General features: G+C 65.5%; 22 protein-coding genes. 5 read left to right on the forward strand and 17 right to left on the reverse strand.

What is annotated here, in order from left to right:
* Positions 1-17 precede the first annotated feature (17 nt).
* The 5 genes from HUJ28_09900 (at position 18) to HUJ28_09920 (ending at position 3233) form a co-directional block, all read left to right on the forward strand.
* Positions 18-917, forward strand: coding sequence for an ROK family protein (locus tag HUJ28_09900; protein MBD3619775.1), 900 nt, complete (start codon positions 18-20; stop codon positions 915-917).
* A 32-nt stretch (positions 918-949) separates the two neighbouring features.
* Positions 950-1474, forward strand: a complete 525-nt coding sequence (locus HUJ28_09905) for a hypothetical protein (GenBank protein MBD3619776.1) — start codon at positions 950-952, stop codon at positions 1472-1474.
* Positions 1475-1656: 182 nt separating this feature from the next.
* Complete coding sequence (locus HUJ28_09910; GenBank protein ID MBD3619777.1) at positions 1657-2124, forward strand: DsrE/DsrF/DrsH-like family protein; 468 nt, start codon at positions 1657-1659, stop codon at positions 2122-2124.
* Positions 2125-2196: 72 nt separating this feature from the next.
* Positions 2197-2793: a TetR/AcrR family transcriptional regulator gene (locus tag HUJ28_09915; protein ID MBD3619778.1), complete on the forward strand. Its 597-nt coding sequence runs from the start codon at positions 2197-2199 to the stop codon at positions 2791-2793.
* The gene (locus HUJ28_09920; GenBank protein ID MBD3619779.1) at positions 2790-3233 is read left to right on the forward strand and encodes a hypothetical protein; all 444 of its coding nucleotides are present in this window, start codon (positions 2790-2792) and stop codon (positions 3231-3233) included. Before HUJ28_09915 ends, HUJ28_09920 begins: the two co-directional genes overlap by 4 nt.
* Positions 3234-3243: 10 nt before the next feature.
* Here the strand turns inward: HUJ28_09920 and HUJ28_09925 are convergent, their stop codons facing one another.
* From HUJ28_09925 to rsxC, 17 genes are all read right to left on the reverse strand, one after another.
* Positions 3244-4035, reverse strand: a complete 792-nt coding sequence (locus HUJ28_09925) for a putative DNA-binding domain-containing protein (protein ID MBD3619780.1) — start codon at positions 4033-4035, stop codon at positions 3244-3246.
* Positions 4028-4876 carry a DUF692 domain-containing protein gene (locus tag HUJ28_09930; GenBank protein MBD3619781.1) on the reverse strand — a complete coding sequence of 283 codons (849 nt, stop codon included), beginning with the start codon at positions 4874-4876 and terminating at the stop codon, positions 4028-4030. The genes HUJ28_09925 and HUJ28_09930 overlap by 8 nt, the downstream gene beginning before the upstream one ends.
* Positions 4877-5094: 218 nt before the next feature.
* The gene (locus HUJ28_09935) at positions 5095-5391 is read right to left on the reverse strand and encodes a hypothetical protein (GenBank protein ID MBD3619782.1); all 297 of its coding nucleotides are present in this window, start codon (positions 5389-5391) and stop codon (positions 5095-5097) included.
* Positions 5392-5558: 167 nt separating this feature from the next.
* Positions 5559-5759, reverse strand: coding sequence for a zf-HC2 domain-containing protein (locus tag HUJ28_09940; GenBank protein MBD3619783.1), 201 nt, complete (start codon positions 5757-5759; stop codon positions 5559-5561).
* Entirely contained in the window at positions 5759-6337 is a 579-nt protein-coding gene (locus HUJ28_09945; protein ID MBD3619784.1) for a sigma-70 family RNA polymerase sigma factor, read from the reverse strand. The genes HUJ28_09940 and HUJ28_09945 overlap by 1 nt, the downstream gene beginning before the upstream one ends.
* Positions 6338-6382: 45 nt before the next feature.
* Positions 6383-7003, reverse strand: coding sequence for a DoxX family protein (locus HUJ28_09950; GenBank protein MBD3619785.1), 621 nt, complete (start codon positions 7001-7003; stop codon positions 6383-6385).
* A gap of 354 nt (positions 7004-7357) precedes the next feature.
* Positions 7358-8422, reverse strand: a complete 1065-nt coding sequence (locus HUJ28_09955) for a PilT/PilU family type 4a pilus ATPase (GenBank protein MBD3619786.1) — start codon at positions 8420-8422, stop codon at positions 7358-7360.
* Positions 8423-8446: 24 nt separating this feature from the next.
* Positions 8447-9541, reverse strand: coding sequence for a PilT/PilU family type 4a pilus ATPase (locus HUJ28_09960; GenBank protein MBD3619787.1), 1095 nt, complete (start codon positions 9539-9541; stop codon positions 8447-8449).
* A gap of 6 nt (positions 9542-9547) precedes the next feature.
* Positions 9548-11971 (reverse strand): HEAT repeat domain-containing protein, encoded by a 2424-nt coding sequence (locus HUJ28_09965; protein MBD3619788.1) that lies wholly within the window; start codon positions 11969-11971, stop codon positions 9548-9550.
* Positions 11972-11998: 27 nt separating this feature from the next.
* Positions 11999-12466 carry a hypothetical protein gene (locus HUJ28_09970; GenBank protein MBD3619789.1) on the reverse strand — a complete coding sequence of 156 codons (468 nt, stop codon included), beginning with the start codon at positions 12464-12466 and terminating at the stop codon, positions 11999-12001.
* A 281-nt stretch (positions 12467-12747) separates the two neighbouring features.
* Positions 12748-13173 (reverse strand): DUF1841 family protein, encoded by a 426-nt coding sequence (locus HUJ28_09975; GenBank protein ID MBD3619790.1) that lies wholly within the window; start codon positions 13171-13173, stop codon positions 12748-12750.
* A gap of 3 nt (positions 13174-13176) precedes the next feature.
* Positions 13177-13875 (reverse strand): endonuclease III, encoded by a 699-nt coding sequence (gene nth / locus HUJ28_09980; GenBank protein ID MBD3619791.1) that lies wholly within the window; start codon positions 13873-13875, stop codon positions 13177-13179.
* Positions 13876-13944: 69 nt separating this feature from the next.
* Positions 13945-14382 carry a hypothetical protein gene (locus HUJ28_09985; GenBank protein MBD3619792.1) on the reverse strand — a complete coding sequence of 146 codons (438 nt, stop codon included), beginning with the start codon at positions 14380-14382 and terminating at the stop codon, positions 13945-13947.
* Between the two features lie 68 nt (positions 14383-14450).
* On the reverse strand, positions 14451-15140 hold the full coding sequence (locus HUJ28_09990; GenBank protein ID MBD3619793.1) for an electron transport complex subunit E: 690 nt from the start codon (positions 15138-15140) through the stop codon (positions 14451-14453).
* Positions 15133-15801: an electron transport complex subunit RsxG gene (gene rsxG, locus HUJ28_09995; GenBank protein ID MBD3619794.1), complete on the reverse strand. Its 669-nt coding sequence runs from the start codon at positions 15799-15801 to the stop codon at positions 15133-15135. Before rsxG ends, HUJ28_09990 begins: the two co-directional genes overlap by 8 nt.
* 9 nt (positions 15802-15810) lie before the next feature.
* The gene (gene rsxD / locus HUJ28_10000; GenBank protein MBD3619795.1) at positions 15811-16860 is read right to left on the reverse strand and encodes an electron transport complex subunit RsxD; all 1050 of its coding nucleotides are present in this window, start codon (positions 16858-16860) and stop codon (positions 15811-15813) included.
* 2 nt (positions 16861-16862) lie between these two features.
* Positions 16863-18530, reverse strand: coding sequence for an electron transport complex subunit RsxC (gene rsxC, locus HUJ28_10005; protein MBD3619796.1), 1668 nt, complete (start codon positions 18528-18530; stop codon positions 16863-16865).
* Positions 18531-18541 lie beyond the last annotated feature (11 nt).

An 18541-nucleotide genomic window follows, 5' to 3' on the forward strand; every position in this document is an offset into this window, starting at 1 on the left:
AGGTTCGGGAGGGACGGATGCGCCTGGGTATCGATCTGGGAGGCACCAAAATCGAGATCATCGCGCTGGACGCCTCCGGCACGGAGCGCCTGCGCGAACGCATCGACACCCCGCAGGGTGACTACGCCGCTACCCTCGAGGCCGTGGCGGGGCTCGTCGCGCGGGCCGAGCAGCGGCTGGGCGTCACCGGCACCATCGGCATCGGCACGCCCGGGGCGATCTCGCCGGCCACGGGCCTGCTCAAGAACTCCAACTCCACCTGTCTGAACGGCCAGCCCTTCCAGCGCGATCTCGAGGCCCGTCTCGGACGCGGGATCCGCATGATGAACGATGCCAACTGCTTCGCGCTCTCGGAGGCCACCGACGGGGCGGCCGCCGATGTCGAGGTGGTGTTCGGCGTCATCATCGGCACGGGGGTGGGCGCGGGTGTGGTGGTGCGTCGCCATCCCCTGGTGGGGCCCAATGCAATCGCCGGCGAATGGGGGCATAATCCCCTGCCATGGCCACGAGACGAGGAGCGCCCGGGGCCGGCCTGCTATTGCGGCAAGTCGGGCTGCGTCGAGACCTTCCTCTCCGGGCCGTCCATGGCGCGCGATCATGCGGCCGTGACCGGCGAGTCGCTGGACACCCGCACCATCGTCGAGCGGGCGGCGGCCGGTGACGCGGCCTGCGAGGCCACGCTGGCGCGTTATGAGGACCGTCTCGCACGCGGGCTGGCCCACGTGATCAACGTGCTCGACCCCGATGCCATCGTGCTCGGCGGCGGCATGTCCAATATCGAGCGGCTGTACCGGAACGTGCCGCGCCTGTGGGGGCGCTACGTGTTCTCGGATACGGTCGCCACCCGGCTGCTTGCGCCACGCTTCGGCGATTCCAGCGGCGTGCGCGGGGCGGCCTGGCTGTGGAACGACAACTGACGACTCAAACCAAGACAGAAGGGCAACACGACATGAATCCGCGTTTGGCTACCCTCATCGGCATCCTCATCGTTGCGGCGCTGTTCCGCATCCTGCCGCATCCGCCCAATGTCGCGCCCATCGCGGCCATGGCCCTGTTCGCCGGTGCCTACTTCAGCGACCGCAAGCTGGCCTTCATCCTGCCGTTCGCCGCGCTGCTCGTCAGCGACCTCATCATCGGCTTCCATTCCACCATGCTGTTCGTCTACGCGGCCTTCGCCATCACCGTCGTGATGGGTGTCTGGCTGCAGGACCGTCGCCGTCCGCTGCCGATCCTCGGTGCCGCGCTGGGCAGTTCGGTGCTGTTCTTCCTGGTCACCAACTTCGGGGCCTGGCTGAGCCACGGCATGTATCCGCTGACGGCCGAGGGACTGATGGCGGCCTACACGGCGGGGATCCCGTTCTTCCGCAACACCCTGGTCGGCGACCTCCTGTTCGTGGCCCTGTTCTTCGGCGGCTTCAGTCTGGCCGAACGCTATCTCCCGGCCCTGCGCGAGCGGAAAGAGGCAACCGCCTGATTCGATTCGGCTTTTATGCGTGACTGGCAGGGCCGGCCATGTGCCGGCCCTGCTTTTTGTGCGGGCGGAAGCGAGGCGTTGTGACGCGGGTATGACGCTAATCTAACATTTCCTTGACAAAGTCAGACGGGTGTCTTAGGTTCGGCCTGCTGATTACGCATCCACAGGCAGGAGATAAGCCGATGAGCGAAAAGAAACTCGCAATTATTGCTACCAAGGGCACGCTGGACTGGGCTTACCCCCCGTTCATCCTGGCCTCCACCGCCGCCGCGCTGGGCTATGAAACCGAAGTCTTCTTTACCTTCTATGGTCTGCAGCTGCTGAAGAAGAAGCTGGACCTCAAGGTCACCTCGCTGGGCAACCCGGGCATGCCGATGCCGATGCCGATGCCGGTGCTCGTGCAGGCGCTGCCGGGCATGCAGAGCATGATGACCATGATGATGAAGAAGAAGATGGCGTCCAAGGGCGTTGCCAGCCTGGAAGACCTGCGCGAGCTGTGCGTGGAAGCCGAAGTCCGCATGGTGGCCTGTCAGATGACTGTCGACCTGTTCGAGATGAACCCGAGCGAGTTCATCGACGGCATCGAATTCGGTGGCGCCGCCACCTTCTTCGAGTTTGCCGGCGAATCCGACATCTGCTTGTACATCTGATGCAGCGCATGACGGCCACCTTCGGGTGGCCGTCATCGTTTCGGCCTGTCGTCAGGCCATCGAGGTGTGGCCATGGAAACACTCCGTGAAAAGGGTGCCCTGAACCGCCAGCGCATCGTCGAGGCGGCCGATCGCCTCTTCTACCACCAGGGCTACAACGCCACCTCCTTCAGCGACATCGCCCAGGCCGCCGAGATCCCACGCGGCAACTTCTACTACTACTTCAAGAGCAAGGACGAGATCCTCGAGAACGTCATCCACTGCCGCATGGACGGCGTGGCCGGCATGCTCGACGGTCTGGATGCCCGGCTGGACTCACCCCGCGAGCGCCTGCTCGCACTCACCGACATCATCGCCGGTCGTGGCGACGACATCTCCCGCTATGGCTGCCGTTTCGGCACGCTCAATGCCGAGCTCGGCAAGCGCCAGCAGGAGCTGCAGCAGAAGGCCTCGGGCATGTTCGACGTGTTCCGCGACTGGATGGAGCGGCAGTTCCGCGGTCTCGGTCTCGAAGACGAGGCGCATATGCTGGCCATGCACATGCTGGCCTGTATCCAGGGCACCACGCTGCTCGTCTACACCTACAAGGACAAGGAATTCCTGCGCTACGAAGTGGCCCGTCTGCAGGAATGGATCCACAGTCTGGCTGCCCGGGAGGTTACCGCATGAGCGCCATGCCGGAGGGCTCGCCCTTTCTCGCCGACTTTCGCGGTGTCTTCTACGGCATCCGCAGCTGGGAGCAGCTGGACGCCTTCTGGGCGCGCCTGCGGGCCGATGCCGCCGGGGGGTGGTATGTCTATGCCGTGGGCGAGCCGCCGCCCGGGACGGTGGCCAGGGCCGATCAGCTGCTGCAGTTCGTCGAGGAGATCGATCGTCTGCTGCGCGCCGAGCACGACGAGGATTACTGTGGCATCGTCTACGCGGATGATCGCGAACGGCCGGGCTTCGTGAAGATCTTCGATCCCAACAACCTGGGGACCTCCTGCGGTTCCAGCGAGATCCCGCCCCTGCCGGGCTGGATACTCTCCAAGATCCCGCCGGTGGATCTGCCGGCCGCCCTGCCGCAGCCCGGCAACCGCCGTCGCTGGTGGCGCCGCCTGTTCGGTTGACGCCGGCCGGTCAGCCGGTCCGGGTGCCGAGGATGGCGCCGCGATCGCGCAGGTCCTCCAGCAGGGCCAGCCCCCCCTGCATCACGGTCTCCGGCTTCGGGTGACCGAGTTCGCCCGCGATCTGTTCCAGCAAGTCCCGACCACTGCGAGCCGTGTTCCCGGTGTTCTCGCCGAGCAGGGACAGCAGGCGCGCGCTCACCGCATTGAGTTCCACGAAGTGGACGATATCTTCCGCGTCCCGATAGACCAGCAGGTGGGTGGGGGCGGCGGGCGCCTCGGTCGGGATGTGCGCAGGACCGACGCGCTGTACCGGCCAGGCGTAGGTGAGCGGCCAGGCCAGCGGCGACAGTACGGGGGCGCCGGCGGCCAGGTCACCCCGGGCATCGATGCCGGCCATGCCCTCCGTCCCGGCCTCGCTCACCGAGAGCGCCAGCTCCACCCATTCGTAATGTGCCAGTTCCTGCAGGAAGGGGGGATCATCGGCCTGCGGGGCGTGTTCGTGCCGGAGGTAGTCCAGGAACTCGCGCCCGATCGCCAGGAAATAGGGGGTCCTGGCACGATGCCGGGCGAAGAAGTCGCGGGTGAGGCGGTCCCAGGCGTCGCGACAGCCCTTTGCCGCGTAGACGGCACGCAGCACCGGAAAGCCGCTGTCGATGAAGCTGCGGGTGTTGTTGTACAGCAGCTCACGATATACCGCGAGGCGGCGCTCCTCGATACCCTCCGGTGCCGGCTGATTCGCCGGGTCGCGGATATGGGCAGTGAAGCGGTACTGCAGCGCCCGGAAGTCTGGTCGTTCAGCCATGACTGACCCTGGGCGTCTGTGTGGCCTGACGGGTCTGGGCCTCGCGGATCCGTTCCACCTCGTGCAGCAGCTCGCCAAGTGGGGGCAGGTTGAAGTCGCGCTCCAGCAGCACGGGGAAGACCCCGTGCGTGGCATAGGCGTGATCCAGCAGCCGCCAGACCGGATCGATCACCACGGCGCCGTGGGTGTCAATGAGCAGGTCCTCGGCCTCGGTGTAGTGGCCGGCGATGTGGCCGTAGGCGATACGTTCGCCCGGCAGGGCACGGATGAAGGCCTCCGGGTCATAGCCGTGGTTCACCGAGTTGACGTAGACGTTGTTCACGTCGAGCAGCAGGTCGCAATCGGCCTCTTCCAGCACCGCCCGGGTGAACTCCAGTTCGCTCATCTCCTGTCCGGGGGCGGCATAGGTCGAGACGTTCTCGATGGCGATCCGTCGCTCCAGGATCTCCTGGGTACGGCGGATACGCGCCGCAACGTGATGTACCGCCGCCTCGGTAAAGGGGATGGGCAGCAGGTCGTAGAGGTGTCCGTCGTCCGAGCAGTAGCTCAGGTGCTCGCTGTAACAGCGCACCTGGTGACGTTCCAGGAATACACTGATCTCGCGCAGCAGCGCTTCGTCGAGCGGTGCCGGGCCACCCAGTGACAGTGACAGCCCGTGACAGACAAACGGGTAGCGCTCGGTCAGGGCGCGGAATCGCCGTCCCAGTCGCCCGCCCACACCGATCCAGTTCTCGGGTGCGACCTCGAGAAAGTCCACGGCGACCGGCCCTGCCTCGAACGCATCGAGCAGCGGGCGACGCAGGCCGAGGCCGGCACCCTGGATGGGGTGTTTGTCAGGCATGGTCTGTCTCCGTGAAGTATCTCATGGCAGTCGTATTGACCCCTTAATCGAGCGGAATATCCCCGGCTTCGTCGTCGCGGGACGGTGGTCTGAAGACATGATAGCCCGACACGGGGCACGGGCAAGCCCCCGTGGCGCCGGGGTGAACAATGCGGATTTGCTGGAGGTAATAATGCCTGGCACAGGCGGGGAGGCGTGCCTCCCCGCATGCTGTACGGCTAGCGGCTGCCGCCGCACTTGCCTTCGCCACATTTTCCTTCGGCGGAATCCTTCTTGCTGCCGCCGCATTTTCCTTCCCCGCACTTGCCTTCAGTCGCATCTTTCTTCGCACCGCTGGCGCCACCACACTTGCCTTCGCCGCATTTTCCTTCGGCGGCGGCCACCATGTAGCCGCTCTGCAGCGAGGTGATGGCGAAGGGGTTGGTATCGGTAGCGGCATAGGCCGGCGCGGAAAGGGTGGCGACAACCAGGGCGCCCGTGGCGGCACTGATAAAGGTCGAGGTCTGCTTGCTCATGATGGTTCTCCTTGGATGTGATCCCATGCAACTGGTGCAACTGGGGTGGTTGTTCTGAAGGCCCGAAATGACGGCCTCGCAGGTATAGACGACCCAGGCGGGAAATCCTTACACGGTATTTTCTGCTGCCTGGATCAGGGGGCGATATCGATGGTCCGTGCCGGGCGTCATGTCTTCTCCCGGGAGTTGTCCAGTTCCCGCAGTGACCGGCAGGCCTGACTCAGAAACAGGATGTTCCTGGCGTAGTTACGACATCCGGTACAGATGCCGAGGTGCAGTGTGAGCTCGATGCGTTCCGGCAGGCTCAGCGGGGTGTCCTGCCGTTTTGACAGAAGTTTCGTTATCTCTTCGCAATTTCTCATGATCATCACCCTTCCTGCTGCCAGCTTTTTTCCAGGCAGAGTCGTAGTCGTGAGCGTGCCCGATGAAGAATCACCCAGCAGTTGTTCTCACTGATGCCAAGATCGTCGGCAATCTCACGTGTTTCCAGGCCGAGCAGCTCACGCATCGAAAAAACTCTGGCGGTGTTCTCCGGCAGTGCAGTGAGGCAGAGCTCGAAGATTTCCCAGAATTGCTCGTCGATCAGTGCCTGCTCCGGGCTTTCCCAGTCCCTGGGACGACACTCCCTGCGCCAATGCCCCCTCTGATCGAAGAGACCGTTCACCATCACATCACCTTCGTCTCCCGGCGCCAGGTCCAGACTGGCATGCCTGGTGCGCTGGCGTATCTGGTCGATGATCTTGTTTTTCAGGATGGATGCCACCCATGTCCGGGTGCTTGCCTCGCCGCGGAAATTGTTGCGTGCGGCAAAGGCAGCAGACAGTGTGTCCTGCACCACGTCCTCGGCAAGCACAGGGTCTCGAAGCTGCAGGCGGGCAAAGCGCAGGAGGTCTTCCCGTAAACCCTTCAGGGCATCCTGGTCAGCCCATGTTGTATCGACATTCATCAGTCGTTGATCGCTTCGGTCATGTAACAGTGTGTGGCGTCATTCTCATCGGGGGCTGCCATGCCTCTGTCTGGCTGAGGCCAGCCGGTTTATCCAGTGGTCCAGGCTGGCGTATCGGCCGGAACCGACGAAGAACAGAACGAGTAGCATGATGAAATAGGTGGCGGCAAACTCCATCCCGTTGTTGAGGATAACCAGGCTGCCGTTCTCGGTGAGCCAGGCATAGTCTCCGTGCTCACGCAGAATCGACTTTGCCCGGTCGAGGCGTTCGATTGCGCCGATGGTGCGTTCGCTCGCGAACAGGCTGCCCGACCCTTCGGCAATCGCCAGCCAGCCGTTCTGCCAGTGTACGGTAATCGCCGCGACGATCATCGTTGCCATGAGTGGGATCGAGATCCACCGGGTGGCCAGGCCGATGAGCAGTAGCACCGCGCCAATGGTTTCCGTCAATGCGGCCAGCCATGCCAGGAGTGCCGGCAACGGCAGACCCAGGCCCCATTCCGCGTTGCCGAACCATTCGATGGTCGAGTCCATATTCGCGAGCTTGCTGGTCCCTGCCATCCAGAACACGGGCGCCAGGTAGAGGCGTAACAGCAGTGGTGCAAGAAAGTCGGCCCGCCGTGTCGCGTCGAGCAGGGTGTGCAGTCGTGTCATGAATCGCAGCATCTGTGTTCTCCGTCAAGGCGTCCCCCCTGCCTGTTCCCGGTTGCACAGGCCGGTTCGCACCAGCCTGGATTGCCGAGCGAGCATGCTGGGTTCCCTGGGAATGATTTCTGGGTATCAACGATGTAGTCGTGATACTGCGCCAAACCTTACAGCCGTCCTGCATCACGGTCCGATGATTCAGGCATGGGCCTGCATGGGCTCGTCCAGAGGCGTGGCTGCGAGGTGATTGGTGAGGCCGCTGAGGGGCTGCCCGGTGGCAGCGGACAGGGGCTCCAGCAGTGGGTCGTTTGGGACTGTCGACATCGGCGAGTGGAGGGCTGAGCGCCGTCACCGACGACCGGGTGCGTACGGCGCTTACCCGGCGGCTCCGCGATACTTCTCGAACTCGGCCTTGCGAAAGGCCTTGTCGTAGGCCTCCTCCCCCTTGACCTGGCCGCTGTCGACCAGGCGGCGCAGGGCATTGTCCATGCTCTGCATGCCCTGCAACGAGCCGCCGGTGAGGATGTTTTCGAGCTGCTCTGTCTTGCCTTCACGCAGGATGTTGGAAACCGCGGAATTGTTGATCAGGATCTCGATGGCGGCCAGGCGGCCGCTGCGGTCCGCCTTGGTGACGAGCTGCTGGGAGACCACGGCGCGCAGTGAGGTGGCCAGCATGGAGCGCACTTGATTCTGCTTGTTCAGCGGGAAGGTGTTGACCAGGCGGTCCACGGTGGAGATGGCGCCGTTGGTGTGCAGGGTGCCGAGCACCATGATGCCGGTCTCGGCAGCGGTGACCGCGAGGCTGGTGGTCTCGAGATCACGCAGCTCGCCGATGAGGATGACGTCCGGGTCCTCGCGCAGGGCCGAGCGCAGGGCGCTGGCGAAGGTGCGGGTATGCTGGCCGACCTCGCGCTGGCTGATGAGGCTGCGCTTGCGGCTGTGTACGAATTCGATCGGGTCCTCGATGGTGATGATGTGTGCCTTGCGCCGGCTGTTGATGTAATCGACCATCGCCGCCAGCGTGGTGGATTTGCCCGATCCGGTCTTGCCGGTCACGAGCAGCAGGCCGTTGGTCTGCATGCACAGGCTGGCGATGACCTCGGGCAGGCCGAGTTCTTCCAGCGAGAAGGCCGAGGCGGGGATGCCGCGGAATACGGCGCCCATGCCGGCGATGTGGCGGAAGACGTTGACGCGAAAGCGGGCCAGTCCCTCCATTGACAGGGCGAAGTCGGCATGGTCGTGTGATTCGAACTGGGCGCGGATCTCGGGCGGCATGACCTTGTAGATCTCGTTCTGCACGAACTCGGGCTCCAGTTCCGTATCACCCTCGGTTTCGAGTTCGCCCAGCCGGCGTACGCGTGCCGGTTCGCCGGCAATGAAGTGCAGGTCCGACCCCTTGGTCCGGATCATCATCTCCAGCAGTTCTTCGATGCTTGCCACGCGTGGATCTCCGGTTGTCTGGGCTCAGCCGCCGGCCAGGTCGACCTTGGGCAGCAGGGACGGATCACTGACGAAACGCTGGAACTGCTTCTTGTCGTGTGCGTGCAGGTAGGCGTCGTCGGGGTCGATCTCGCCCTTCTGCAGCGCCTCCATCAGCGCCTGGTCGAGCAGCTGCATGCCCTGGGCCTTGCCCGTCTGGATCTGGGTCGGGATCTGGAACAGCTTGTCGGTGGCGATGAGCCGGGCGATGGCGGTGTTCATGGTCAGGATCTCGAGCATGGCCTTGCGGCCGCGGCCATCGGCGGTCTTGACCAGCACCTGGGTGATGACCGCATGCAGGTTCTGCGCAAGAAAGATCTTGGCCTGTTCGCGCTGCTCGGCGGGCAGTGCGTCGATGATGCGGTCCAGGGTCTTGGTGGCCGAGGTGGTATGCAGGGTGCCGAGCACCAGGTGCCCGGTCTCGGCGGCCATCATCGCCATGCTGATGGTCTCCATGTCGCGCAGCTCGCCCACCAGGATGATGTCCGGGTCTTCACGCAGAGCGGCGCGCAGCCCGTTGGCGAAGTTGTCGACGTGGGTGCCGACCTCGCGCTGGATCACCTGGGAGTTCTTGCTGCGATGCACGAACTCCACCGGGTCTTCGAGGGTGATGATGTTGGCGCGGCGGGTCGTGTTGATGTGGTCGATCATCGCCGCCAGCGTGGTGGACTTGCCGGTGCCGGTGGCGCCGGTGACCAGGATCATGCCCTGGTGATGATGGGTGACCTTCTCCACCACCGCTGGCAGCTTGAGTTCCTGCAGGGTGGGCACGTTCGAGGGGATGTGCCGGAAGGTGGCACCCACGCCGCCCAGTTTGCGAAAGATGTTGGCGCGGAACCGGCCGACATCGCGCGCCATGTAGGAGAAGTCCAGGTCTTCGCCCTCGCGAAGCCGCTTGCGCTGCGTCTCGGTGAGGATCTCGTTGACGTAGCCCTCGAGTTCGGCCTCGCCGAGGTCGCGGAACTTGATCGGCATGATGTCGCCGTGCATGCGCAGCATCGGCGGCACGCCCACGGCGAGGTGGATGTCGGAGCAGCCCTGTTCGCGGCCGAGTTTCAGGAAGGCATCGATACGTGCCATGGGGTGCTATTCCTCGGGAATCATCGCCAGTCGTTCATGGAGCTCGTCCATGGACTGATAGCGCTTGTCCGGGTCCCTGGCCATGGCCTTCATGATGATGGCGCTCAGCGTCCTGGAGATCTTCGGGTTGACCTTGTAGAGCGGCTCGGCCTCACCCTGTACGTGCTGGTACATGAGTGACATGGCATCTTCCCCGGTGTAGGGCGGCTTGCCGGCGAACATCTGGTACATGATGATGCCGAGGCTGTAGATGTCGGTGCGATGGTCCACCGGCTTGCCCAGCACCTGCTCCGGGGCGAGGTAGGTGGGGGTGCCCACCACCATGCCGGTGCGGGTGAGGCGCGTCTCAGCATTGCCGGAGGCGGCCGCGATGCCGAAGTCCACCAGTTTCACCAGGCCGTCCTGGTTGATGAGGATGTTGGCCGGCTTGATGTCGCGGTGCACGACCTGCTCGCGATGGGCGGCCGCGAGTGCGGCCGTGATCTGCAGCAGGATGTGGCGGGCATGGTTCCAGGCGAGCACGCCATCCTGCTTGAGCTCGTCACCCAGGGTGTGCCCCGGGAAGTACTCCATCGAGATGGCGGCCGCATCGCCGAAGCTGAGAAAGTCGTGGATACGGATCACGTTCGGATGCGTGACCTTGCGCGCGTAGCGGATCTCGTGGATGAAGCGGCGGCGGACGTTCTCGTCGGTGGCGAACTGCGGGTTGATGAATTTCATGATCACCCGCTCGTCGAGCACCTTGTCCTCGAACAGCAGGACGGTGCCGAAGGCGCCTTTGCCGATCTGCCGGATCATGTGATAGCGGTTGTTCAGCACCGTACCGGGGGCGAGCTTCTCCGGCTGGGCGAGGTTTACCGCCTCACCGGTGGCGGCCGGCGATTCGGTGCTGGACGGCGGGGGCGTGTTGCCGGGGCTGGTGGGCCGGGCGCCGGGTTCGGCTCGACGCAGCATCTGGGTCTCCGGGGCGTGGGTGCTGAACACGCCGCCGCTGCTGCCGCCCGCGCGCTGCTCGATCGCCCGCAGGGCCTCGCCGGCCAGCTCGCGCAGCGCCTCGCCATACTCCGGCATGGCCGCCTCGATGGCCTTGCAGATGGGATGGGCGTGGGCCTCGGAGGCGAGTCTGGCCAGTGCCTGCAGCGTCTCCTTGCGTACCGTCTCGTCCGGGTCTTTCAATAGCGGCAGCAGCTCCTTGATGGCGCCGCGGTTGCCGATCTGTCCCAGGGCGCGCACCGCGGCCCGGCGGGTGTATGCGTCCTTTGCCAGGGCCTTGTAGAGCAGGGGCAGGGACTTGTCGCTGCCCATGGTGGCCAGTGCGTCGATGGCGCGTTCGCGCACCCACCAGTCGGCGTCCTCCAGGGCCTCCAGCACCTGATCGAAGGCGCGCTCGTCACCACTGGCGTTGATCACCTCGATGGCCGTGCGGCGGATGTACTCGTCGTCGTCCTTGATGAGGCCGAGCATGGCGTCGACCACGCGCGGGCCGCCGATCTTGATCAGCGCATCCGAGGCGCGCTCGCGCACCCACCAGTCGCTGTCCTTGATGGCGCCGAGCAGCTGTTTGATGGAGCGGGTGTCGGCGATGGCATTGAGCACCTCCACCGCGCCGCGGCGGATGTACTCGGAGTCGTCCTGCAGCAGGGTCAGGAGCTCGGTGAGGGTATCCGGGTGTCTCCACTGCACCAGGGCGTCGATGGCCTGGTGCTGGACGTTGAGGTCCGGGTCCCTGAGCAGCTTGACGACGGGCTTGATGTCCGGCGGCGAGTCCATTTGCGCAACGCCCGCCAGCGCCGACATGCGTACCAGCTTCTGCGGGTCATCGAGCAGCTTCCACAGGGCCTCGCGTGCCCTGGGCCGATCGAGGAACCGGCCCAGCACGCGCGCCACGTTCGCGCGCACATGCGGCTCCTTGGCGGAGGCGCGGACGACCAGGTCGGGGATCAGGGCCTCGTTGGCCAGCTCGCGGATCATGTTGAACAGCGGCACCTGGCGGGTACGGTCCAGTTTGACCGCCTGCACCAGCAGGGTCTTGGGGTTCACGCGCTGCTTGTGGCTCTCGAGGATCTTGATCAGCGCCGCCTCGGGGATATCCGGGTTGCCGAAATGCGGGATCAGGCGGTTGGGGTCGTAGGCACCGGCCTGCTGCAACAGCACCGTGATGGCGTTGACGATGCGCGGGTTCTTGTCGGCGAGGGTCTTGATGAAGACAGAGAGCGTGCTATTGTCCAGCAGCGTGATGAGGATCTGCAGCAGGGCGTCGCGCTGGTCCTTGTTGGCAGTGGACAGTGCCTCGATGATCTGCGGGATGGCTGGCTTGCCCGCCTCTCGCAGCTTGGTCAGGGCCTCGACGGTCTTTTCCGCATGCAGGTCTTCGGCGGCGAGCACGCGCTCCACCAGCCGACCCACACGAAAGTCCGAAATAAGCCCCATATCCTCCTCGTCCCCGCGGGTGGCGCTTCAGTCGAGCTGGGCGATGTGGACGATGTAGGCCTTGTTCACCAGGTAGGTGCGGCCGTCGTCCACGTGCAGCTTGATGAAACGCTCGCCCGTCTGGTTGATGTAGTCATAGAGCCGGCGATGCTGCGGATCGAGAAATTCGCGGATCTCGCCCTCGAACATGCTCCCGTCCATCATGTGCAGGCGGCAGCGCAGGGTGGTGAGGTCCTGCGAATCGGCAGGTTCCTCGGCCTGGAATTCCACCCGTACGATGGAGCGCTTGTTGTAGAAGCGCGCCTCGTCGAGGTCTTCGCGCTGCAGGACGAGGAAAGGTGCCTCGTTGTTCAGCACCTCTACCGGCTGTTCTTCACCCGAGTGGTATTCGCTCTGCTCGTAGAGGTACATCGAGCCGATCACACGGCCTTCCGGGTGTACCCAGAGCGTAACGAGTTTCTGCCGTTTGGGAATCTTCAGCGCTTCGCTATCCACGATCCAGCCCTTTGCTGTTCTTGTTAGTGACGGCCCCCACCACACTGTCCCGTGTGTCCCGGGCCCGTGCCACCGCGAACCGGCCGCGGCGGATGATCGTTCTCCAACGACTCGCGTGTTGATCTGTGAGGCGCGCACGACAGGGCATGCCCCGGATCCCTGTCATTGCCAGACTGAAGGCACCCCGCCAGAAGGCGGTATCCCTCAAGGGTTATGAAAGCAGATCGACCGGGCAGGTACAAGCCCGCAGTGTCAAATACTGACTATCCTGACGGTCCCGATCAGCCGACGAGCTGCCGGATGCACTCGAGGTATTGCTGTTCGTCCGGTTCGCGCTGGCTGCGTTGCGCCTCCCACAGAGCGCGTCCGAGGCATTCCATGATGCGATGCTCCGCCTCGTGTTCGCCCAGCCGACCGGTCAGCGTCTGCCAGGCGGCGCGGATGCCGGCAGGCCGGTCGGTGCCAACCTGTTCGCGGATGGCCAGGTGCATGCCCATGTGCAGGAAGGGATTGGACTGCCCCATCTCCGGGGTGTACTCGGCGCCGAGGGCGGCCTCGGGGTCGTCCAGCAGGGGGTGGTACTCCGGGTGGGCCTCGATCACGTCGGCGATCTGCCGGGCCAGCGGGTCCAGCGTCTCGCCGCGTCGGCGGCGTGCCCAGGCGTCGCAGTAGAGTCGTCGCAGCTGGTTGCGGTCGTTGCCGAACATGGCTCAGGTCCTCCGGCGGGCGGCCTTCTTCCTAGCCGGGCTGCGTTTCCCGGGGGCGGGCGTGGCCTGTTCCCCCGTCTTGTGGCGGTATTCGCAAAGGTCGCGGATCGGGCACTCGGGGCACTTGGGCGTGCGTGCCACGCAGATGTAGCGACCCAGCAGGATCAGCCAGTGATGGGCGTCGATGAGAAATTCCTCGGGCACCACCTTGAGCAGCTTCTTTTCCACCGCCAGCACGGTCTTTCCCGGGGCGAGGCCGGTGCGGTTGGAGACGCGGAAGATATGGGTGTCGACGGCCATGGTGGGCTGGCCGAAGGCGGTGTTGAGGATGACGTTGGCGGTCTTGCGGCCGACGCCGGGCAGGGCCTCCAGGGCCTCGCGTTCGGCCGGTACCTCGCCCCCGTGCCGTTCGACCAGCAGGCGGCAGGTCTCGATGATGTTCTTCGCCTTGCTGTTGAACAGGCCGATGGTCTTTATGTAGCGCTTGAGCCCGTCCTCGCCCAGCTCCAGGATGGCCTGCGGAGTGTTGGCGACGGGAAACAGCTTCGCCGTGGCCTTGTTCACGCCCCTGTCGGTGGCCTGGGCGGAGAGGATCACGGCCACCAGCAGCTCGAAGGGCGTGGAATATTCGAGCTCGGTGGTTGGATGCGGATTCTCGGCCCGCAGGCGGGCGAAGATCTCGTAGCGCTTGGCGGCGTTCATGGCAGGGTCCGGAAACGCGAGAGCCCCGCAGGGCGGGGCTCTCGATACAGGCAACGGAGAGCCGCGGCCTCAGACGTGGCGGAAGAGGCCGACGTCCGGAGCTTCCTCACGCGGGTTCTTCTCGGCTTCCTTGCGCAGCTCCTCGAGCAGGTGGTGGTGCTTTTCCTCCAGTTCGTGCATGCCCTTCTCACCCAGCTTGGGGAAGATCAGATTGCTGATGAACGAGCCCAGCTCGTCCATGGTCATGCACCAGAACTTGTCGTTCAGGTGGAAGGCATGCTCGGAGTGCTGACCCATCGGGTAGCTGTTGAAGCGCACGCCGACGGTGGCGCTCAGATCCGCGTCGTTGTCGACGAAGTTCTTGGCCCAGTCGTACCACCACTTGTAGTACTTTTCCTGGAGCTCGTTGTTGAAGCCTTCCTTCTCATAGAAGGCGGCCAGGGTGCCGCGCGGGGCCAGACCGTAGCGGGAGCCACGCTTCATGCCGAATGGGAAATGACCAGCCATTCTCGATTACTCCTCTAGCAAGCTTGAAACTCGATGCGAACCGGTTGATACGATTGGCGCCATCCGCCTCAGGCGGCCTCGGGGGCCTCGGTGAGCGGGCTCTGGGCGGCCTGTCGTCTTTCCATACGCGTATCGATCACGTTCTTGATGGCCACCAGGAAGCCCAGCCCGATGAAGGCACCGGGTGGCAGGATGGCCAGCAGGAAGCCGCGATAGTCTTCGACCAGTGTGATGGTCCAGGCGCGGGCCGTCTCGCCGAACATGAGATGGGCCTGCGCCAAGAGCGTGCCGGAACCGATGGCCTCGCGCATCCCGCCCAGTACGATCAGCACCAGGGTGAAGCCCAGGCCCATGGTCAGGCCGTCAACAAAGGCCCGGGGCACGCTGTTCTTCGAGGCAAACGCCTCGGCGCGGCCGATAATAGCGCAATTTGTCACGATAAGGGGAATAAAAATCCCGAGGATCGTGTAGAGCTGATGGAAATAGGCGCTCATCAGCAGCTCGATGGCGGTGACGGCCGAGGCGATCACCAGCACGAACACGGGGATGCGCACCTCGGGGCGGACCAGGTTGCGGATCAGCGCCACGATGACATTGGAGATGACGAAGGTGGCGGTGGTGGCCAGCCCGAGGCCCAGGCCGTTGACCACCGTGCCGGTGACGGCCAGCAGCGGGCACAGGCCCAGCAGCTGTACCAGCCCCGGGTTGTTGCGCCAGAGGCCGTCCAGTGCGATCGCCTTGTAGCCGTGATCACTCATCGGGCTCCTCCTCGGATGGTTCGGTGGGCGCGTCCCCGGCGGGCGCGGCCAGGGACGGGAAGATCGTCTCGCCGTGGGCGGCAAAGTATACCAGAACCTCGCGCACCGCCCCGACCACGGCCCGCGGGCTGATGGTGGCGCCCGTGAACTGGTCGAAGACGCCGCCGTCACGGGCCACGGCCCAGCGGGCCAGCGGTGGATCCCCGAGCGAGCGGCCGTCAAAGCCCAGGATCCAGTCGGAGCGGCTGGCCTCGATGGGGTCGCCCAGCCCCGGCGTCTCGCGGTGTCCGGTGACGCGCACGCCGGCCACGGTGCCGTCCACGTTCACGCCCACCAGCAGGCGGATGGGGCCGCCGTAGCCGTCCGGGGCGACGGTGGCGAAGACCGCGGCCACCGGCGATTCATCCCGGAAGGCGCGGTAGACGGTGACCGGCTGGCCGCCAGCCAGGGTCTCGTCCCGGATCACCCGCTGGTCGGCCAGGAGCTCGTTGTCGTAGCGTTCGTGCGGCAGGATGGCGTTGAGGTTGCGCAGGGTGGCCAGGCGCTCGTTCTCGATGATGCGCTCGGCGGTGCCGTCATGGATCAGTGCCACCAGGGTGGTGCCGATCAGGGCGAACAGGGCCAGCAGCACGGCGGAGGTGAGGATGTGTCGCACGCTCATGACCATCGCTCACTCCTGCCCCGGCGGGTGGCGTTCCTCGCCGAAGACCCTTGGCCGCGTGTAGTAGTCGATGGTGGGGGCGGCCATGTTCATCAGCAGTACCGCGAAGGCTATGCCGTCCGGATAGCCCCCCCAGGTACGGATCACGTAGGTGAGCACGCCGATGCCGGCGCCGTAGATCAGGCGTCCGCGCGGAGTGGTGGCGGCGCTCACCGGGTCGGTGGCGATGAAGAAGGCGCCGATGATGGCCCCGCCGGAGAAGACGTGAAACAGCGGGCCGGCATGGGCGTCGGGGTCCATCCAGTAGAACAGGGTGGCGATGGCGAACAGCGAGCCGAGCATGGCCACCGGGATCTGCCAGGCGATGGTGCGGCGGAACAGCAGCCAGAAGCCGCCGATGGCATACCAGTTGGCGATCCACTCCCAGCCCTGGCCGGAGAAGTCGCCGAACAGCGGGCTCTGGCGGATCTCCTCGATGGTGCGGTTCAGCGACAGCTCGGTCTTCATCAGGTCGAGCGGCGTGGCCATGGTGATGGCGTCCCAGGACAGGCCGGCCGGCAGGCTGCCGGTGAAGACCACGGTCAGGGCCTGCAGGAAGTCGAAGCGGGTCTCGGCCAGCATCTCCGGCGGCAGCCACAGGGTCATCTCCCGGGGGAAGGACACCAGCACGACCACATAGCCGACCATCGCCGGGTTGAAGGGGTTGTGGCCGAGTCCGCCGTAGAGCTGCTTGGCGATGACGATGGCGAAGACGATGCCGATGAGGGTGATCCACCACTCGGTGAGCGGCGGCAGGGCCAGGGCGAACAGCCAGGCGGTGAGCACGGCGCTGCCGTCGGTGAGGAAGGGCCGCAGCGGCCGCCCGCGCAGGGCGAGCATGGCGGCCTCCAGGGCGACGGCGAAGCCGGCCGCCAGCACCACGTTGATGAGCACGCCCCAGCCGAAGTACCAGGTGGCGGCGGCCGTGCCCGGCAGCAGGGCCAGCATCACGGCGCCCATCACGCGCGAGACGCTCTTCGCCGGCGTGTGATGGGGTGAGCTGACGGTGGGGAAGCGCATGCTCAGGCGTCCTTCTCGTCGGATGGGTTCCGGTCCGCACGGGCGGCACGGCGGCGGGCCTCGGCCTCCTCGATCTGGCGCTGCTGCGCCTCGGTGAGGTTGTCGATGTTCTTCGGCGCCGCCCCGGCGGCCGCCTTCTTCGCCTTGGCCCGCTCCAGCGCCGCCTTGATGGCCGCCTTCTTCGGGTCCTCTGCCTCGCCGTCCTCGGCGGTCTTGGCCAGGGCGGCCTTCTTCTTCGCCAGGCGCTCGGCCTTCTCGCGTTCTTCGCGCTCCAGGCGTTCCTGGCGGAACTCGTGGCGCTGGCGGGCGATGTCGGCCTTGCGCTTCTCGCGTTCCTGTTCCCAGATCTCGGTCTTGGCGAAGCGGAAGTACTGCACCAGCGGGATGTTGCTCGGACAGACATAGGAGCAGCAGCCGCACTCGATGCAGTCGAACAGGGCGAAGTCCTGGACCTTGTCGAAATCGCGGGCGTGGGCGTGCCAGTAGAGCTGCTGCGGCAGCAGCAGGGCGGGACAGGCGCGCTGGCACTCGCCGCAGCGGATGCAGGGCATGGCCGGGCCCGGGCGGTCCACCTCGCCGCGGCCTGCCGCGAGGATGCAGTTGGTGCCCTTGATCACCGGCACCTCGTCATCCCCCAGGGCGAAGCCCATCATCGGGCCGCCCATGATGAGGCGCTCGACGGCCTGGCTGTAACCGCCGGTGAAGGCCACCACCTCGCTGATCGGTGTGCCGACCAGCACCTCGATGTTGCGCGGGTGCTGCACGCCCTGGCCGGTGACGGTGACCACGCGCGAGACCAGCGGGATGCCGTGGGCCACGGCCTTGTAGACGGCCGCCGCGGTGCCGACGTTGTGGCAGACGATGCCGATGTCGCTGGGCAGGCCGTTGCTGGGCACCTCGCGGTTGGTGAGGACCTTGATGAGCTGCTTTTCGCCGCCGGTGGGGTAGCGCGTCGGGATCTTCACGATCGCGATGACGTCGTCCTCGCCCAGGGCCTCGCGCATGGCGGCGATGGCCTCGGGTTTGTTGTCCTCGATGCCGATCAGGCAGCGTTCGGCCTGCACGATGCGCTGGATGATGCGCACACCCTCGATCACCTCGCGCGCCCGTTCGCGCATGAGCATGTCGTCGCAGGTGATGTAGGGCTCGCATTCGGCGCCGTTGATGATGAGGGTCTCGATGCGGCGGCCCGGCGGCGGGTTGAGCTTGACCGAGGCCGGGAAGGCGGCGCCGCCCAGGCCGACGATGCCGGCCTCGCGCACGCGGTTGCGCAGGGTGACGGCATCCAGGCCGGCGTAGTCGGGCAGGGCCGGCATGCGGTCGGCCAGCCACTCGTCGCGCCCGTCGGTCTCGATCACCACGCAGGGGGCGCTGAGCCCGGAGGGATGGGGGACCGGGCGTTCCTCCACGGCCGCGACCACGCCCGAGGTGGAGGCATGCACGGGGGCGCTGATATAGCCCCCTGCACGGGCGACCAGCTGCCCCTTCTTCACGTGATCGCCCGGCTTCACCAGGACCTCGGCCGGCTCGCCGATGTGCTGCTGTACGGGCAGTATGATCCAGCGCGGGATGCGCATGTCCAGGATCGGCTCGCGCGTGGAGAGGTCCTTGTGACCCTCCAGGCGCAGGCCGCCGTGGAAATGCCAGAGATGGGGCGCGCGATCGTGCATGGGGCGGGATT

Source organism: Chromatiales bacterium, assembly GCA_014762505.1.
In the GTDB taxonomy this organism is placed as follows: Bacteria; Pseudomonadota; Gammaproteobacteria; order SpSt-1174; family SpSt-1174; genus SpSt-1174.

Coding starts and splice junctions, on each gene's coding strand:
- rsxC (MBD3619796.1), bottom strand. CDS start 18,530: ATGCACGATCGCGCGCCCCATCTCTGGCATTTCCACGGCGGCCTGCGC.
- HUJ28_09960 (MBD3619787.1), bottom strand. CDS start 9,541: ATGGCACGTATCGATGCCTTCCTGAAACTCGGCCGCGAACAGGGCTGC.
- HUJ28_09925 (MBD3619780.1), bottom strand. CDS start 4,035: ATGGCTGAACGACCAGACTTCCGGGCGCTGCAGTACCGCTTCACTGCC.
- HUJ28_09930 (MBD3619781.1), bottom strand. CDS start 4,876: ATGCCTGACAAACACCCCATCCAGGGTGCCGGCCTCGGCCTGCGTCGC.
- HUJ28_09935 (MBD3619782.1), bottom strand. CDS start 5,391: ATGAGCAAGCAGACCTCGACCTTTATCAGTGCCGCCACGGGCGCCCTG.
- HUJ28_09975 (MBD3619790.1), bottom strand. CDS start 13,173: ATGTTCGGCAACGACCGCAACCAGCTGCGACGACTCTACTGCGACGCC.
- HUJ28_09985 (MBD3619792.1), bottom strand. CDS start 14,382: ATGGCTGGTCATTTCCCATTCGGCATGAAGCGTGGCTCCCGCTACGGT.
- HUJ28_09945 (MBD3619784.1), bottom strand. CDS start 6,337: ATGAATGTCGATACAACATGGGCTGACCAGGATGCCCTGAAGGGTTTA.
- HUJ28_09950 (MBD3619785.1), bottom strand. CDS start 7,003: ATGCTGCGATTCATGACACGACTGCACACCCTGCTCGACGCGACACGG.
- rsxG (MBD3619794.1), bottom strand. CDS start 15,801: ATGAGCGTGCGACACATCCTCACCTCCGCCGTGCTGCTGGCCCTGTTC.
- HUJ28_09900 (MBD3619775.1), top strand. CDS start 18: ATGCGCCTGGGTATCGATCTGGGAGGCACCAAAATCGAGATCATCGCG.
- HUJ28_09910 (MBD3619777.1), top strand. CDS start 1,657: ATGAGCGAAAAGAAACTCGCAATTATTGCTACCAAGGGCACGCTGGAC.
- HUJ28_09920 (MBD3619779.1), top strand. CDS start 2,790: ATGAGCGCCATGCCGGAGGGCTCGCCCTTTCTCGCCGACTTTCGCGGT.
- rsxD (MBD3619795.1), bottom strand. CDS start 16,860: ATGCGCTTCCCCACCGTCAGCTCACCCCATCACACGCCGGCGAAGAGC.
- HUJ28_09940 (MBD3619783.1), bottom strand. CDS start 5,759: ATGATCATGAGAAATTGCGAAGAGATAACGAAACTTCTGTCAAAACGG.
- HUJ28_09915 (MBD3619778.1), top strand. CDS start 2,197: ATGGAAACACTCCGTGAAAAGGGTGCCCTGAACCGCCAGCGCATCGTC.
- nth (MBD3619791.1), bottom strand. CDS start 13,875: ATGAACGCCGCCAAGCGCTACGAGATCTTCGCCCGCCTGCGGGCCGAG.
- HUJ28_09965 (MBD3619788.1), bottom strand. CDS start 11,971: ATGGGGCTTATTTCGGACTTTCGTGTGGGTCGGCTGGTGGAGCGCGTG.
- HUJ28_09990 (MBD3619793.1), bottom strand. CDS start 15,140: ATGAGTGATCACGGCTACAAGGCGATCGCACTGGACGGCCTCTGGCGC.
- HUJ28_09905 (MBD3619776.1), top strand. CDS start 950: ATGAATCCGCGTTTGGCTACCCTCATCGGCATCCTCATCGTTGCGGCG.